Below are 16,652 nucleotides of genomic sequence, written 5' to 3'. Positions count from 1 at the left end.
AATAGACTCGTATTTTCGTTGGCACAATCATTGACTAAAGAGTTTGTAATTAACAAATTGTAAATAATAAAAAATAAATAATATGGCAAAAATTATTGGTATCGACTTAGGAACAACAAACTCTTGCGTAGCCGTTATGGAAGGTAACGAGCCTGTTGTAATTCCGAACAGTGAGGGAAGAAGAACGACTCCTTCTATTGTAGCATTTATAGATAACGGAGAGCGCAAAGTAGGAGATCCTGCAAAACGCCAATCTATAACTAATCCTACTAAAACAGTTTATTCAATAAAACGTTTTATGGGTCAAAACTTTGCTGAAGTTGAAAAAGAACTTAAGCGTGTTCCGTATAAAGTAGTAAAAGGCGATAACAATACGCCTCGTGTAGAAATTGAAGATAGAAAATATACACCTCAAGAAATCTCTGCAATCATTCTTCAGAAAATGAAAAAAACTGCGGAAGATTATTTGGGACACGAAGTAACAGAAGCTGTTATTACAGTTCCTGCCTATTTCAATGATGCACAGCGTCAAGCAACAAAAGAAGCCGGAGAAATTGCCGGTTTAAAAGTTCGTAGAATTATAAACGAACCTACTGCTGCTGCATTGGCTTATGGATTAGATAAGAAAAACAAAGACATTAAAATAGTTGTTTTTGACTGTGGTGGTGGAACACATGATGTATCTGTGCTAGAATTAGGCGATGGAGTGTTTGAAGTAAAATCTACAGACGGAGATACACATTTAGGTGGTGATGATTTTGATCAAAAAATAATTGATTGGTTAGTGGCAGAATTCAAACAAGAAAATGGAGCATCATTTGATTTAACAAAAGATCCAATGGCATTGCAACGTTTAAAAGAAGCTGCTGAAAAAGCTAAAATTGAATTATCAAGCTCTGCGTCAACAGAAATTAACTTGCCTTACATTATGCCGGTTGATGGTATTCCAAAACACTTAGTGAAGACATTAACCAAAGCTAAATTTGAGCAATTGGTAGATGATTTGATTAAACGTACTATTAAACCTTGTGAGTCGGCATTAAAAAATGCAGGCTTAACAATAAATGATATTGACGAAGTTATTCTTGTAGGTGGTTCTACTCGTATCCCTGCGGTACAAGAAGCAGTACAAAAATTCTTTGGTAAAGCTCCTTCTAAAGGTGTTAATCCGGATGAAGTTGTTGCTGTAGGTGCTGCTATTCAAGGTGGTGTATTAACAGGCGAAGTGAAAGATGTATTGTTATTGGATGTTACTCCTCTTTCATTAGGTATCGAAACAATGGGTGGTGTGATGACACGATTAATAGAATCGAATACAACAATTCCTTCTAAAAAATCGGAAGTGTTCTCAACTGCAAGCGATAATCAACCTTCTGTAGAGATTCATATTTTACAAGGCGAGCGTCCAATGGCAAAAGACAATAGAACAATTGGTCGTTTCCATTTAGATAGCATTCCGCCTGCACCAAGAGGAACACCGAAAATTGAAGTAACTTTTGATATTGATGCGAATGGTATATTGCATGTAACTGCAAAAGACCAAGCTACCGGAAAATCTCAAAACATTAGAATTGAGGCTAGTTCAGGATTAAGCAAAGAGGAGATTGAAAAAATGAGAAAAGAAGCCGAAGCAAATGCAGATGCAGATAAAAAAGTAAAAGAAGAAACAGAAAAGGTAAACATGGCAGATTCGTTGATATTCCAAACTGAAAAACAGTTGAAAGAATATGGCGATAAGTTACCTGCTGATAAAAAAGGTGCAATCGAAACAGCTTACAATCAGCTTAAAACAGCGCATGCTGCAAGGGATTTGGCTGCTATTGATTCTTCTATGGAAGCGTTAAATGCTGCATGGCAAGCTGCTTCTGAAGATATGTACAAAGCTTCTCAAGGCGGTGCTGCAGATCCTAATGCAAATGCAGGTGTTGGAGCAGATGCTTCCGGAAAAAAGGAAGGTTCTGAAGTAACTGATGTAGATTACGAAGAAATAAAATAAATTTATTTAAACAAAAAAAAGCGGGGTGGCTAATTAGCCACCCCGCTTTTTTTATGTTTCTTATTTTAGTTTTTCTTGTAATTTTTTCAGCTCATCTCTTAGTTTAGCCGCTTCAATAAAGTCAAATCCTTTGGCTGCAATTTCCATTTTCTTCTTTGTATCAGCAATTTTTTTCTGAAGCTGTTCGGTAGATAAGTATTCTATATCAGGTTCTGCCGCTAATCGCGCTGTTTCGGATAGTTTGTATGCTTCTTCATTTTGTAGTGCTTGTGTATTTTTCGAAGCTAAAATATTTGTGTTAATTGATTTCTTTAAAGCTGTAGGTTTTAAGTTGTGTTGAAAATTGTATTCAATTTGCTTTTTCCTTCTTCGTTCAGTCTCATCAATCGTTTGCTTCATCGAGTCGGTAATTTTATCGGCATACATTATTACTTTCCCATTTATATTTCTCGCAGCACGCCCTACTGTTTGCGTCAATGCCCTTGAAGATCGTAAAAAACCTTCTTTGTCTGCATCTAAAATAGCTACGAGCGATACTTCGGGTAAATCCAGTCCTTCGCGCAATAAATTAATTCCTATCAATACATCAAACAAGCCAGTTCGCAAATCACGCATTATTTCTACACGTTCCAAGGTGTCAATGTCGGAATGTATGTAGCGGCATCTTACATCCAGTCGTGTAAGGTATTTTGCTAATTCTTCCGCCATGCGTTTGGTTAGCGTGGTAACTAAAATACGTTCGTCTCTTTTTGCAACAGCATGTATTTCTCCCAACAAATCATCTATTTGATTTAAGCTTGGTCTAATTTCTATGATTGGGTCTAAAACGCCTGTAGGTCGTATCAACTGCTCTGCGATGATTCCTTCCGATTTTTCCAATTCATAATCTGCAGGTGTTGCACTTACGTATATTGTTTGGTTTATCAAGCCTTCAAACTCTTCAAATTGCAGTGGTCTGTTATCCATGGCAGCTGGAAGCCGAAAGCCGTATTCAACTAAATTCTGCTTGCGAGATCTGTCGCCTCCGTACATAGCACGAATTTGAGGAAGTGTAACATGACTTTCATCAATGACCAACAAATAATCTTTAGGAAAATAGTCGAGTAGGCAGTAGGGTCTAGAACCCGGAGAGCGTCCGTCAAAATAACGAGAGTAATTTTCTATTCCGGAGCAATAACCCAATTCACGCATCATTTCTAAATCGTAAGTTACTCTATCTTCTAGTCTTTTGGCCTCTAAATGCTTTCCTACACTTTTAAAGTATTCAACTTGTTTTACCAAATCATCTTGAATATGTACAATTGAATTTTTAAGTGATTCTTGTGATGTAACAAAAATATTTGCAGGATAAATATTGATACTTTCAAAACTTTCTATTTTATGAGTTGTTTTGGGGTCAATAGATTCAATGCTTTCAATCTCATCACCAAAGAAATATATTCGTAAAGCATAATCAGCATACGCTAAAAAAACATCTACGGTGTCACCTTTAACTCTAAAATTTCCTCTATCAAAATCGGCTTCTGTTCTCGAGTATAGAGCATTTACAAGTTGATGCAGAAATTTATTTCTGCTGATTACCTGGCCTTGCTTAACTTGAACAATATTGTCGTTAAACGAATCCGGATTTCCGATACCATAAATGCACGAAACAGAAGAAACCACAACAATGTCTCGTCTGCCGGATAATAGGGAAGAGGTGGTGCTTAATCTAAGTTTTTCTATTTCATCGTTTATCGCTAAGTCCTTTTCAATATAGGTATTTGTGGTAGGAATGTATGCTTCCGGTTGGTAGTAATCGTAATAGGATACAAAATATTCTACTGCATTATGCGGAAAAAAATGTTTGAATTCAGAATACAGCTGCGCTGCCAGTGTTTTATTATGACTCAATATGAGTGTTGGTCGTTCAATATTTTTAATAACATTGGCTACCGAAAAAGTTTTTCCTGAGCCGGTAACTCCCAATAATGTTTGGTATCTAATGTTATTCTTAACACCCTCCGAAAGCTGCTTAATAGCTTCCGGTTGATCTCCGGTTGGTTCAAAATCAGCAACAAGCTTAAATTCCATAATTTGTATATGCAGTTAAAAGATCGTAACCAATCGTTAGAGAATAATTTTGTTTGAAATTTGAAGTAAGCTTTGGTGCAGTAACACCCTCTTTAAAATCAATAGTTCCTTTAAATACTTTTGCTTCGTCCCACAGGTTAGAAGCAATAAAACTATTCAACGTAAATGCACCACCTTCTACCAACACCGAAGTAATATTTCGTTTGTATAATTCCTCCATTACTTGAGGGATAATGTTTTTTTCAAAATCTATAGTGCAATATTCCACTTTATTGTAGGAAGCTTGCTTATAGTTTGTAAAAACAAGTATTTGTGCTGTTTGTTCAAAAATACGGTGCGATAAAGGAGTTCTAAGATTCTTATCAATTAGTATTCTAATTGGGTTGTTGCCTTTGTAATTACGAACCGTAAGTTGTGGATTATCGATTATTGCAGTATTGGTGCCGATTAAGATTGCTTGCTCCTGACTACGCCATTGATGAACAAGGTTTCGAGAGTCTTCGCCAGTTATCCAACTTATTTCTTTGTTATTTATGGGTGCAACAAATCCATCGTTGCTTTCGGCCCATTTAAGTATTATGTAGGGACGTTTTTTTTCTTGAAATGTGAAAAAGCGTTTATTTAGATTTCTACATTCCTTATCTAATACTCCAATTTTAACATCAATTCCGTTTTGTATAAGTTTCGCTACTCCTTTACTATTTACAAGCGGATTACTATCTAAACAACCCACAACTACATACGGAATTTTGTGGGCAATTATCAAATCGACACAAGGAGGTGTTTTGCCCTGATGTGCGCAGGGTTCAAGATTTACATATAATGTACAGTGTTTTAAATGTTCTTTGTTTATCACCGAATTTATTGCATTTACTTCTGCATGCGCTTCCCCGTATTTCTCATGAAACCCTTCGCCAATAATTTTTCCATCTTTTACGAGCACGCATCCTACCAATGGATTGGGTGCCACACAACCTAGCCCTTTTGTTGCCAATTCCAGGCAATGTTTCATGTATGAATCGTGGGTGTTCATTTACTAATTATTCTAAATTTTACGTTCTAAATTCTTAATTTCCGTATATGTTAAATATAAAACAGTTACGTCAATTATTTGTAGAAAAACTTGAATCTGTTTACGATGCTAACGAGATAAATGAATTGTTTGCCATTACAGCTGAGCATGTACTTTCTATGTCAAAGAAAGATTTGCAGCTAAATTCAACACAATCTGTGAGTGATGAGAACGAAACTAGGTTTTTACAAATAAGTGATAGATTAGCCAATTCAGAGCCAATTCAATACATACTAGGCGAAGCCGATTTTTATGGAATGAAGTTTTATGTAAATTCAAGTGTGTTAATTCCACGACCCGAAACCGAAGAGTTGGTAGAGTTGTGTAAAAAAACAGTAAATACGAAAGATAGAACCATTATCGATATTGGCACCGGAAGCGGATGTATTGCAATTAGTTTAGCTAAAAACACACAAGGGAGAGTAGTGGCAGTGGATATATCTTCGGATGCCTTGGAGGTAGCTCAGAAGAATGCGGTGAAAAATAATCAGAAGATTGAATTTATTTGCGCAGACATTTTAGATAGGCAGCAATGGGGAAAACTACCAAGTATGGATATTATAGTAAGTAATCCTCCATATATTGCTGAATCCGAGATAAGTAAGATGCATTCTAACGTGTTGCAATACGAGCCCTCTATAGCACTATTTGTAAAGGATAGCGACCCTCTTTTGTTTTATGAAAATATTTTATTGCTCGGAAAAGAAAAACTTAAGGCAAATGGTTCTGTGTTTTTTGAGATTAATCCAATATATTCCAAAGAATTAGTAGAATTAGCAAGCAATTTAGGCTATATGAATGTGCAAATAGTTAAAGATTTAAGCGGCAAAAACCGTTTTTTAAAATGTGATATTTGCTAGAAATATTTTTGTAATGATAGCTTGTAGGCTTTTACTTTATATGTTTTGTTTTTGTGGATACACTTCCTATTCCCAGCATTTAGACTATGTTTTCTCTAAAATCATAGGTGGCAAAACCGAATTGAAAAATTTGCTAAAGCAAGAAATGATGTATCCTTCCGAGTCCTTAAAGAATAATATTGGAGGTGTTGTTACAATAAATTATGTTATTAACGAAGTAGGCGAAATAAAGTCGTACAGCATAAAAAAATCGATAAACAAAGAATTAGATGCCGAAGCCATTCGATTATTTAGATTACTTGAATGGACACCTGCAATTGATGGAAATACTCCGATAGCTACTTCTGACAACATAGATATTGAATTTGATGTAAAAAAATTTAAAAAATATGTGAGACAAAGAGGCTACAATACCATTTCATATCAAGAAAATATTTTACCTGATACTTCACTGAAAATTTATAATAAAGTCCACCAAATGCCATATCCTTTAGTAAAGGAGACAACTCTTTCTGATTTTTTTGCTAAGTATATTGATTATCCAAGCAGAGCGAGGATAGAAAATATTCAAGGAGATGTGATTATAAGCTTTATTGTAGAAAAGAGTGGATATATATCCAATGTGCAAACAATAAAGAGTTTGGGTTATGGATGCGATGAAGAAGCAATTCGTATAGCTAAATTAATTCGATGGAGTTGCGGAATCAATTATAATAAGGCGGTACGAGTACGAATGCAACTTCCAATTACCTTTAAATTAAGTAATGACTTTAAAGACAATAGTTATGGAGAGCAGAGGTGATGGAAGTTTACAAGTAAATAATCTCAAAATATTATATTTAGTAGCTTTCAGTCCGATAAGAACGAACCATTTATAGTAAAAAACAAAATAAGCTCCGTAGGAGCGAACTATTATATGCCAAATACCTATACCCAAATATATATTCAAATTGTATTTGCAGTAAATGGAAGAGCAAATCTGATTCCTAGAAATAATAGAGAGGAGTTGCACAAATATATTTCCGGAATAGTTCAAAAAAGAGGACAGAAAGTACTTTCTGTTTTTTGCATGCCGGATCATACGCACTTACTTATTGCAATAAAACCTTCTGTTTCTATTTCTGATTTAGTTCGTGATATAAAATCTGGTTCTTCCAATTTTATAAACGATAAAAAGTGGGTTATTGGTAAGTTCACTTGGCAAGAAGGATTTGGTGCATTTTCATATTCTAAAAGCCAAATAGATACAGTTATAAAATATATTTTAAATCAGGAAGAGCATCATAAGAAGAAAACATTTAAAGAAGAGTATATTTCTTTTCTTGGACATTTTGGAATTGAATACGATGAAAAATATCTATTTGAGTGGGTTAAATAGAACAGGTCGCTCCTAAGGAGCTAAGAAATGCAGGAGGATATAGTTTCTACAAACAGTCTGCTCCTACGGAGCAGGAATGCCTTTATTTTATAACGTTTTTTTAATAATTAAAATTGATGAATATAAAAGAGTGATAATCCAAATTATTTAAAACATTTTATAGATTAAAAACAATAACAAATCATTAATTTACTTTTGTTATTAGTCCCGTAGGGACGAACTGTTTGTAGTAAAAAACAAAACCAACAAAATAAGCTCCATAGGAGCGAACTATTATAGTATGAATATTAAAGAGAAAATAGAAGAATTATCAAAGCTTATAGAACAACACAATTACAATTATTATGTGTTGTCAAATCCTACTATAAGCGATTACGATTTTGATATGCTTTTAGAAGAGCTTATTAAGTTGGAAAAGAAGTATCCCGAATTTTTGGCTCCAAATTCACCATCACAGCGGGTAGGAGGTCAAATTACAAAAGAATTTAAAACCGTTACGCACAAATATCCTATGATGTCTTTGAGCAACAGCTACTCTAGAGAAGATATCGTTGATTTCGATTCGCGTATAAAAAAGCTGATTACTGGCAATGTAGAGTATATATGTGAATTGAAATACGATGGTGTTGCCATTGGATTAACTTATAAAAATGGAATATTAGTACAAGCCGTAACCCGCGGAGATGGAGTGAAGGGTGATGACATTACAGCCAATGTAAAAACAATTAGAAGTATTCCGCTTTCGCTTTCTGGTACAGATTATCCTGACGAATTTGAAATTAGAGGTGAGATTTTTTTGCCTCGCAAAGTATTTGATGAAATAAATAAAGAGCGCGAAGACATTGGCGAACAACCATTAGCAAACCCCAGAAATGCAGCTTCGGGCACACTTAAAATGCAAGATTCTTCGATGGTAGCCAAACGCAAACTAGATTGTTACTTATATTTTGTGTATGGAGAAAATTTGCCTTTTACCAATCATATAGATAGTATTTATAAGGCAAAAGAGTGGGGATTCAAAATTCCACCTACCATTAAAAAGTGCACCACTATTGATGAAGTATTTGATTTTATAAATTATTGGGATAAAGAGCGCTATAATCTTCCGTTTGATACGGATGGCGTGGTTTTAAAAGTGAACTCGCACGAACAGCAGCAACAGCTTGGCTTTACAGCCAAATCGCCTAGATGGGCAATTGCGTATAAGTTTAAGGCAGAACAGGTTTCTACTATTTTAGAATCAATTTCATATCAAGTAGGCAGAACGGGTGCTATAACTCCGGTTGCTAATCTAAAGCCTGTATTGTTGGCCGGAACAGTTGTTAAAAGAGCATCGTTGCACAATGCTGATATTATCAAAAAATTGGATGTAAGAATAGGTGATACCGTTTTTGTAGAAAAGGGTGGAGAGATTATTCCCAAAATTATTGGTGTTAATTCTGCACTGCGCAGTCCGAACGCTGTTGAAGTAAATTATATTTCTCAATGTCCGGAATGTGGCTCTTTACTTACAAGAAGTGAAGGAGAGGCTAATCATTACTGCCCAAACGAAAATGGTTGTCCTCCACAGATAAAAGGTAAGATGAGTCATTTTACTAGCCGTAAAGCAATGTCAATTGAAAGCTTGGGCGAGGAAACAATCGAACTGCTTTTTAATTCGGGGTTAATAAAAAACATTGCGGATATATATGATTTGAAAAAGGAGCAACTATTACCTTTGGAACGAATGGCAGAAAAATCGGTAATGAATCTATTGCAAGGAATAGAAGACTCTAAAAAAGTTCCGTTCGAAAGGGTTTTATTTGCCATCGGAATAAGACACGTAGGCGAAACAACAGCAAAAAAAATTGCATTTTATTTTAAAACCTGTTCGGCCATTGAAAATGCTTCGGTCGAAAATTTGCTAGAAGTGCCCGAAGTAGGTGATAAGATTGCGCAAAGCGTAGCAGACTATTTTAAGGACGAAAATAACAAAGAAGTCATCAAGCGTCTTCAGCAACATGGATTGCAATTTGAGCTAAGCGAGCAACAACTCAGCAATACATCCGACAAACTAAAGGGTCTTACATTCGTTATTTCCGGTGTATTTTCTAAATTCTCTAGAGATGACATAAAGGACTTGATAGAAAGAAACGGAGGAAAAAACACAGCATCTATTTCTGCAAAAACTAATTACCTTGTAGCTGGAGAAAACATGGGCCCTGCAAAACTCGAAAAAGCTGAAAAGCTTGGAATTAAAATTATTAACGAAAATGAATTTTTAACGCTAATTAATTCATAATTTTAACACCATCTTATTGTTTGATAGCTAGAAGTGTGTATAGAAAATAAGTGTAGGAACTTAGAATAACCTAATAAAAATAAATAGTGTTTTTAAAAAAAAGCAGAGAATATATTGGTAAATTTTTGTTGCAATCAGAAGCAAAGAAAAACAGCAGAAATAGAAGAGCGTTCAATTTAGAAGATGCTAAAACCATTGGCATTTTGTTCGATTCAAGCAATAAAGAAGATTTCGATCTGTTAAAAAAATATATAACCTATTTAAAAGAGATGAAAAAAAAGGTAAAAGCTATTGGCTACTACAGCAGTGGTTTTGTCCCTCAATTCACTTATTCAAAGCTAGAGTATGATTTTTTTACACCAAAAGAATTGAACTTGTATTGTAAGCCAACCGAGGCGTTTGTTAAAAATTTTATAGAAGAGGAATACGATATCTTAATCGATTTAAATATGAGAGCAGAGTTGCCGCTTCAATTTATTGGCGCAGCAAGTAAGGCACAGTTTAAAGTGGGCATACACAACGATTTTAACGAGAAAAATTACGATTTTTTAATAAAAGTAGATACAGATAAAAGTGTAAAATTTTTTCTTCGACAAATAGATACGTATTTATTTATGATTAACAATCGCACTAATCAACCATTGTAATGAAAGTAGATATTCTTTTTTTTGGTGCTCACCCAGATGATGTTGAATTATCTTGTGGTGGAACTATATTAAAACACAAAAAACAAGGAAAAAAAATTGGCATTGTTGATTTAACTCGTGGAGAGCTCGGAACCAGAGGAAGTATAAAAGATAGAGATCAAGAAGCCGAAACAGCAGCAAACATACTTGGAGTAGATGTAAGAGACAATTTAAGCTTGCCTGATGGGTTTTTCACCAACGAAAAAAAACACCAGCTAGAAGTAATAAAAGCGATACGAAAGTACCAACCTGATATTATCGTTACACCTGCTAGTAAGGACCGCCACCCCGATCATGGTAAAGCATGTGAGCTAATTACACAAGCTTCGTTTCTTTCTGGATTAAGGATGATAGAAACTGATTTAAATGGTAAAAAACAAGAGCCATGGCGAGCAAATTCCCTATACCATTACATTCAGTACTGGCATATTAATCCTGATTTTGTAATAGATATTACAGATTTTATTGAAACCAAAATGTTGGCTGTAAAGGCTTATAAATCGCAATTTTTTGATCCAAATTCCAAAGAACCGGAAACGTTAATTTCTAAACCTGAATTTTTGAACCATTTGTACAGTAGGGCAGAGGAGTATGGTAAGCATATTGGTGTAAAATATGCCGAAGGCTTCACCTTGCAGCGTATTCCGGGTGTTGAGTCTTTTTTTGATTTAAAATAAACGATTGCCCATTAAATACGCCATAATTTAAATATCTGTTTTGCTGGCAATATGGATCAATTAACCACATTAATACCCAATAATATTTCATATAATTTTTTTGGTAAAAAAAATCTTTTATATTTGTTTCAAAGCATTGAAAAATAGAGCTTAAGATTTCATGAAGTTTGATATCTACGATTTTTATGATAAAATGGAGCGTAATAATATTATGCTCTCATTCAAGGGAGATATCACTTCAGAACTTCTTACATCCATATTGCAAATAATGGAGTCTAAGCTTGATAATATGCAAGAGGAGCCTCGCATTAAAAAGAAGGTTTATAATGTGTTAGTAGAGTGTTTGCAAAACCTTTATCATCACATGGACGAACTTCAAGCTCCAGAAATAGTAAATAACGAACCTGCTCGTTCAGCTATTTTCATGGTTGGTAAGGTTGATAACGAATATACTATTATAACAGGCAATTATATAAAAAACCAAAATGTAGATGGCTTAAAAGCAAGAATTGATAAGGTAAATAGCCTTACCAAAGAAGAGCTAAAAGATTACTACAAAGAAGTATTAGACAATGGCCAAATGTCAGACAAAGGAGGGGGAGGTCTTGGAATGATAGATATAGCAAGAAAAACAGGACAAAAATTAAAATATACATTTTTACCGGTTGACGAAAATTATTCATTTTTCAGTTTGAACATTAAAATATCTCAATAAACGGAGGACCCAATTATGGAACAATTATCAATTGAAGGAACACCCAAAACACCAACCATTAGCTTCGATTCAGCAAATGGAAGATTATTAATCAAAGGAAGATCAATTCCTGAAAACTCAATTGAGTTTTACAAACCATTGGTTGATTGGTTAGAAAAATATGCCATGAAACCTAACACAGCTACAGCTGTTGATATTCAATTGGAATATTTTAATACAAGTTCATCTAAATGTATTTTGGATGTGTTTAAAAAATTAGAATCAATAAACAAGTCTGGCAGCCAAGTGGTAATTAACTGGCACTACGAATCTGATGATGAAGATATGTTAGAAGCCGGAGAAGATTACCAAGCTATTATTAATGTGCCATTTAAAATGGTTGAGATAGCAGAATAACACAATTTTACCTAATTTATTAAAAAACGAGGTGTAGTATATAACTACATCTCGTTTTTTTTTAATTTATTTTAAATTCAACTAATTGAATTTCAGGTTGTTAATAAAAGGTTTCGTTTTTTTAAAACTTTTAATAATTAAATGTAGTGGTTACCTATAACCTTTAACGATTGTAGTACGTTAAAGAACCAAAAACCAAATGCAACCATCAATACTAAATAAAACATCTTAGTTAAAATGGTTGGATTTTTAAAAGCAAAAAATAAATAGTTAACCCTTTAAAACCTACTAAAATGAAACAGCTAACAATTACCCAACAAATTACAAACAGAGAAAGTTACTCGTTTGATAAATACTTACAAGAAGTAGGTAAGATTGATATGCTAACTGCAGATGAGGAGGTAAAGTTAGCACAAGAAATTAAAAATGGTAGCATGGAAGCCTTGGATAGGTTAGTAAAATGCAATTTGCGATTTGTTATATCAGTTGCAAAGCAATACCAAAATCAAGGAGTTCCATTGACTGATTTAATAAATGAAGGAAACGTAGGTTTAATCAAAGCAGCAGAGAAATTTGATGCTACAAAAGGGTTTAAATTTATATCTTATGCCGTATGGTGGATTAGACAAACAATACTAAAATCTATTGAAGAACACGCGAAAATAGTGCGTTTACCATCTAATAAGGTAACCGTTTTGAACAAAGTAAAAAAGGCCTTGGCCAAGTTGGAGCAGGAATATGAAAGAGAGCCATCAAGCGATGAGCTTGGTCAAGTGCTAGGGATGCATGCAGATGAAGTAACAGAATTTATCAGTTACAATACCAAAGCAGTATCTATTGATAAACCAATAGACGATGATGAAGATAGAACACTAGTAAATGTGTTGGAAAGTACAGATGGAGAAGGAGCGGACAATAACTTAATGGATGAGTCTTTAAAGCAGGAATTGCAAAGAATGTTGTGTAGATTATCAAAACGTGAAGAAAGAATAATATGTATGTATTATGGCCTAGATGGTAGTAAATACCAGTCTTTGGAGGAAATAGGGAATCATTTAGAATTGAGTAAAGAGCGTGTAAGACAAATAAAAGATAAAGCATTGCGCAAAATGAGAATGTCTGCAAGAAAGACAGCTCTTAAAAGTTACTTGTAAGCTAAGTAGGGTTTGTTGTTTAATTGGGTTAAACAAAGGGTAGGTTTGGGTTTCCTACCCTTTGTTTTTTTAGTTTATTGTATTATCTTTGCAAACGAATAAGTAAAAATTACGGAAATGAAAAAAGGTATACACCCAGAAAATTACAGATTAGTGGTATTTAAAGATATGTCTATTGACTATGCTTTTTTAACAAAATCTACAGCAGAAACAAAAGATACAATTAAGTGGGAAGATGGTAATGAATACCCTCTTGTAAAACTAGATATATCTTATATGTCTCATCCATTCTATACAGGTAAAATGAAATTAGTTGATACTGCAGGTAGAGTAGATAAATTTAGAACTAAGTATAAAAAGAAAGATTAATTTTTTTAGCTAATACTCTTTTAATAAATAAGCCCCATACAAAATTGTATGGGGCTTATTTATTAACTATATAATACAAAAATATTATTCAACATACAATACCAATCCCTTTAAATATTCCCCTTCAGGATGATAAATATTTACAGGATGATCTGCAGGCTGACTTAAATGATGTAGTACTCGTATGTTTCGCCCAGTTTCAATAGCAGCAGATGCTACAGTACCATAAAAAATCTTACGGTCTATAACTTGTGAGCAGGAAAATGTAAATAGAATTCCTCCTGACTTTATTTTAGAAATAGCTTCAACATTCAATCTTTTGTAGCCATTTATAGCATTGTGTTTTGCATTTTGATGTTTTGCAAATGCCGGAGGATCGAGTATTATAACATCGTACAGATTTGATTTATCTTTTAAATAGTCAAATGTATCTTGTACAAAAGCTGTATGTTTTTCGGAAAAGTTGTTTTCTTTGGTCGAGTTTAGTAAAATGTTTTTTTCTGTCAACTCTATTGCTTTCTTTGAGCTATCAACAGAATGAACCTCTTTTGCTCCACCTTGTAAGGCAAAAACAGAAAATCCGCCTGTATAGCAAAATGTATTTAATACCGTCTTATTTTGCGAGTAGCTTTGGAGTAATTTTCGATTTTCTCTTTGATCTACAAAGAATCCTGTTTTTTGACCACCCACCCAATCTACATGAAATTTGCAGTTGTTTTCAATTACGATGTTGTTATCAGGAATATTCCCAACTATATAATCGTTTTTGATTGTGTTGGAATAGTTAGCAGGTAATGTTTCTTTACTTTTATCAAATACTGCTTTTAGCTTTCCTTCAAATAATTCAATAAGCAATGGAGCTATTGTATTTTTAAGCAAATGCATACCAATAGAGTGTGCCTGAAAAATAGCTACTTCATTGTAAATATCAATGATTAATCCAGGAAAACCATCGCCTTCTCCATGTATTAATCGATATGCATTTGTAGATTTGTTATTGGCTAAACCAACTATGCTTCGAAGTTGAAAGGCGCTAACTAATTTTTGTTTCCAAAAAAGAGAATTTATCTCTACATTTTCAAACGAGAAAAGACGAACACTTATAGATCCATTGTGGTAGTGCCCACTTCCAATGTATTTATTACTTACAGAAAAAACATCAACTATTTCCCCATCTTGTATAGCATCATCTTTACTTTTTATAGCTCCCGAAAAAACCCAAGGATGCTTACGCAGCAAAGATTGTTCTTTACCGTTTTGAAGAATTACTTTTTTATTCATATCAACTCATTTTTCAATGAGTCAAAGGTAGTTTATTTAGAGACAATCAGGCGGTTTATTTTTCCTTTAAGGTCATTATCTTCTATGCGATACAAATAAATGCCGTTTGCAAAATGACTAGTGTTAATTTTAATCCTACCGCTTGTTGAAGAAATATTTACTCGTTGAATTTCTTTTCCAAGCATGGAGTAAAAGACAAGGTTTGAGTTTTTACCAACTAATTTATTGTTTACAGAAATAACGAGTTCATCGCTAGTAGCAGGATTAGGATATAATCTTATTGCATTTGAAAGCGATTCTTCTGAAATGGAGTTAAATGCTCCTACTGTAAAATTTAGAACAGCAGATGTATCGAGCATAAAACTAGACACACAACCAACTTGACCTGTTTGTCTTAATACAACTTGATAGGTATAACTTCCTGGGGCTTGCATACCAATATTTACAGTATCTGTAGTATTACAAATAACCGGGAGCCCTAATCCAAGTGGGTCTATATAGATACAATCCGTAATATCAAAATGGTTATTTGTTTTTATAAAAGAATTCGTCCATCCGGTACAAGGGGCTGATGACTTTGTAATGTATAGTACAAATTTTACATCATCATTATTCGTTGGGTTTGCCGGTATCATGGCAATACTATCCAAATCTGTTTGTGAAAACAAGAATTGTAAACTAAAACAAAAGAAAAGTAGTGTGTAAAGTTTTTTCATTGTATTAATTATTTAAATTTTAACGTATTAATATACAAAATATAATATCTTTTGTCCAGTCTTTATCTGTATTTTCTGCGGGAAGATGGTGCTCTTTTAATAGACTACTTCTTAAATCGGCTGGCAACAATTAAATCCTTAGTACCGTGCGTATAAGAATAAAATCCTTGTCCTGATTTAACACCTAAATTACCTGCTGTAACCATATTTACTAATAATGGGCATGGGCTATATTTAGGATTGCCAAAGCCGTCTTGTAATACTTGTAAAATCGACAAGCAAACATCTAATCCAATAAAATCGGCTAATTGCAAAGGCCCCATTGGGTGTGCCATTCCTAATTTCATAACGGTGTCAATTTCATTAACGCCTGCAACGCCTTCGTAAAGGCTGTATATGGCTTCGTTAATCATGGGCATTAAAATTCTGTTTGCAATAAATCCCGGGTAATCATTTACTTCAACAGGTGTTTTATTTAAACTTTTTGACAGATTCATTATTTGTTCGGTTACTTCATTTGAAGTAGAGTAGCCTCGAATAACTTCCACTAGTTTCATAATGGGAACGGGATTCATAAAGTGCATTCCAATTACTTTGTCGGCACGTTTGGTTACCGAAGCAATTTTTGTAATGGAAATAGATGAGGTATTTGTAGCAAGTATTGTATGTGCAGGGCACAAGCTGTCCAACTCTTTGAAAATAGAAAGTTTTAACGAACTGTTTTCTGTCGCAGCTTCAACAACTAAATCTGTATTTTGTATAGCATCCTTTAGTTGGGTAAATGTTTTAATATTCCCCAAAGTACTTTTTTTAGTTTCTTCTGTTGCCAAACCCTTTGCTATCATTCTGTCTATATTTTTTGCTATAGTTGCTAACGCTTTATTTAAAGCATCTTGAGATACATCTACTAAAGAAACATTATTACCAAATTGGGCAAATGTTTGCGCTATACCATTTCCCATAGTTCCACTTCCTATTACAATTATATTCTTCATAAA

General features: G+C 33.9%; 16 protein-coding genes. 11 read left to right on the top strand and 5 right to left on the bottom strand.

Features of this window, described 5'->3' with window-relative positions; translation table 11 throughout:
* Nucleotides 1-82: 82 nt before the first annotated feature.
* Nucleotides 83-1,996, top strand: a complete 1,914-nt coding sequence (gene dnaK / locus J0M08_08560; protein ID MBN8703103.1) for a molecular chaperone DnaK — start codon at nt 83-85, stop codon at nt 1,994-1,996.
* A 60-nt stretch (nt 1,997-2,056) separates the two neighbouring features.
* On the opposite strand, the gene uvrB is transcribed toward dnaK, so the two are convergent.
* Nucleotides 2,057-4,069: an excinuclease ABC subunit UvrB gene (gene uvrB / locus J0M08_08555; protein ID MBN8703102.1), complete on the bottom strand. Its 2,013-nt coding sequence runs from the start codon at nt 4,067-4,069 to the stop codon at nt 2,057-2,059.
* Entirely contained in the window at nt 4,059-5,102 is a 1,044-nt protein-coding gene (ribD, locus tag J0M08_08550; GenBank protein MBN8703101.1) for a bifunctional diaminohydroxyphosphoribosylaminopyrimidine deaminase/5-amino-6-(5-phosphoribosylamino)uracil reductase RibD, read from the bottom strand. Before ribD ends, uvrB begins: the two co-directional genes overlap by 11 nt.
* A gap of 47 nt (nt 5,103-5,149) precedes the next feature.
* Between ribD and prmC the strand changes: the two genes are divergently transcribed.
* From prmC to J0M08_08500, 10 genes are all read left to right on the top strand, one after another.
* A complete protein-coding gene (gene prmC, locus J0M08_08545) occupies nt 5,150-6,001 on the top strand; it encodes a peptide chain release factor N(5)-glutamine methyltransferase (protein MBN8703100.1) in 852 nt (283 codons plus the stop codon).
* 121 nt (nt 6,002-6,122) lie between these two features.
* On the top strand, nt 6,123-6,803 hold the full coding sequence (locus J0M08_08540) for a TonB family protein (GenBank protein MBN8703099.1): 681 nt from the start codon (nt 6,123-6,125) through the stop codon (nt 6,801-6,803).
* A 114-nt stretch (nt 6,804-6,917) separates the two neighbouring features.
* The gene (gene tnpA, locus J0M08_08535) at nt 6,918-7,379 is read left to right on the top strand and encodes an IS200/IS605 family transposase (protein ID MBN8703098.1); all 462 of its coding nucleotides are present in this window, start codon (nt 6,918-6,920) and stop codon (nt 7,377-7,379) included.
* Between the two features lie 280 nt (nt 7,380-7,659).
* Nucleotides 7,660-9,660, top strand: a complete 2,001-nt coding sequence (gene ligA / locus J0M08_08530; protein ID MBN8703097.1) for an NAD-dependent DNA ligase LigA — start codon at nt 7,660-7,662, stop codon at nt 9,658-9,660.
* An 86-nt stretch (nt 9,661-9,746) separates the two neighbouring features.
* Nucleotides 9,747-10,307: a hypothetical protein gene (locus tag J0M08_08525; GenBank protein MBN8703096.1), complete on the top strand. Its 561-nt coding sequence runs from the start codon at nt 9,747-9,749 to the stop codon at nt 10,305-10,307.
* A complete protein-coding gene (gene bshB1 / locus J0M08_08520) occupies nt 10,307-11,023 on the top strand; it encodes a bacillithiol biosynthesis deacetylase BshB1 (GenBank protein MBN8703095.1) in 717 nt (238 codons plus the stop codon). The genes J0M08_08525 and bshB1 overlap by 1 nt, the downstream gene beginning before the upstream one ends.
* A 160-nt stretch (nt 11,024-11,183) precedes the next feature.
* A complete protein-coding gene (locus J0M08_08515; GenBank protein MBN8703094.1) occupies nt 11,184-11,738 on the top strand; it encodes a SiaB family protein kinase in 555 nt (184 codons plus the stop codon).
* Nucleotides 11,739-11,753: 15 nt separating this feature from the next.
* Complete coding sequence (locus J0M08_08510; GenBank protein MBN8703093.1) at nt 11,754-12,134, top strand: DUF1987 domain-containing protein; 381 nt, start codon at nt 11,754-11,756, stop codon at nt 12,132-12,134.
* A 293-nt stretch (nt 12,135-12,427) separates the two neighbouring features.
* Nucleotides 12,428-13,288, top strand: coding sequence for an RNA polymerase sigma factor RpoD/SigA (locus J0M08_08505; protein ID MBN8703092.1), 861 nt, complete (start codon nt 12,428-12,430; stop codon nt 13,286-13,288).
* A 117-nt stretch (nt 13,289-13,405) separates the two neighbouring features.
* On the top strand, nt 13,406-13,657 hold the full coding sequence (locus tag J0M08_08500) for a type B 50S ribosomal protein L31 (GenBank protein MBN8703091.1): 252 nt from the start codon (nt 13,406-13,408) through the stop codon (nt 13,655-13,657).
* A gap of 84 nt (nt 13,658-13,741) precedes the next feature.
* On the opposite strand, the gene J0M08_08495 is transcribed toward J0M08_08500, so the two are convergent.
* The 3 genes from J0M08_08495 to J0M08_08485 all read right to left on the bottom strand — a co-directional run bounded on the left by J0M08_08495 (nt 13,742) and on the right by J0M08_08485 (nt 16,649).
* Nucleotides 13,742-14,938 (bottom strand): class I SAM-dependent rRNA methyltransferase, encoded by a 1,197-nt coding sequence (locus J0M08_08495; protein MBN8703090.1) that lies wholly within the window; start codon nt 14,936-14,938, stop codon nt 13,742-13,744.
* A gap of 32 nt (nt 14,939-14,970) precedes the next feature.
* Nucleotides 14,971-15,654: a T9SS type A sorting domain-containing protein gene (locus J0M08_08490; GenBank protein ID MBN8703089.1), complete on the bottom strand. Its 684-nt coding sequence runs from the start codon at nt 15,652-15,654 to the stop codon at nt 14,971-14,973.
* Between the two features lie 104 nt (nt 15,655-15,758).
* The gene (locus J0M08_08485) at nt 15,759-16,649 is read right to left on the bottom strand and encodes a 3-hydroxybutyryl-CoA dehydrogenase (protein ID MBN8703088.1); all 891 of its coding nucleotides are present in this window, start codon (nt 16,647-16,649) and stop codon (nt 15,759-15,761) included.
* Between the last annotated feature and the right edge of the window lie 3 nt (nt 16,650-16,652).

The organism is Bacteroidota bacterium, from assembly GCA_017303975.1.
In the GTDB taxonomy this organism is placed as follows: Bacteria; Bacteroidota; Bacteroidia; order JAFLBG01; family JAFLBG01; genus JAFLBG01.
This window is presented reverse-complemented; position numbering and strand designations above follow the sequence as displayed.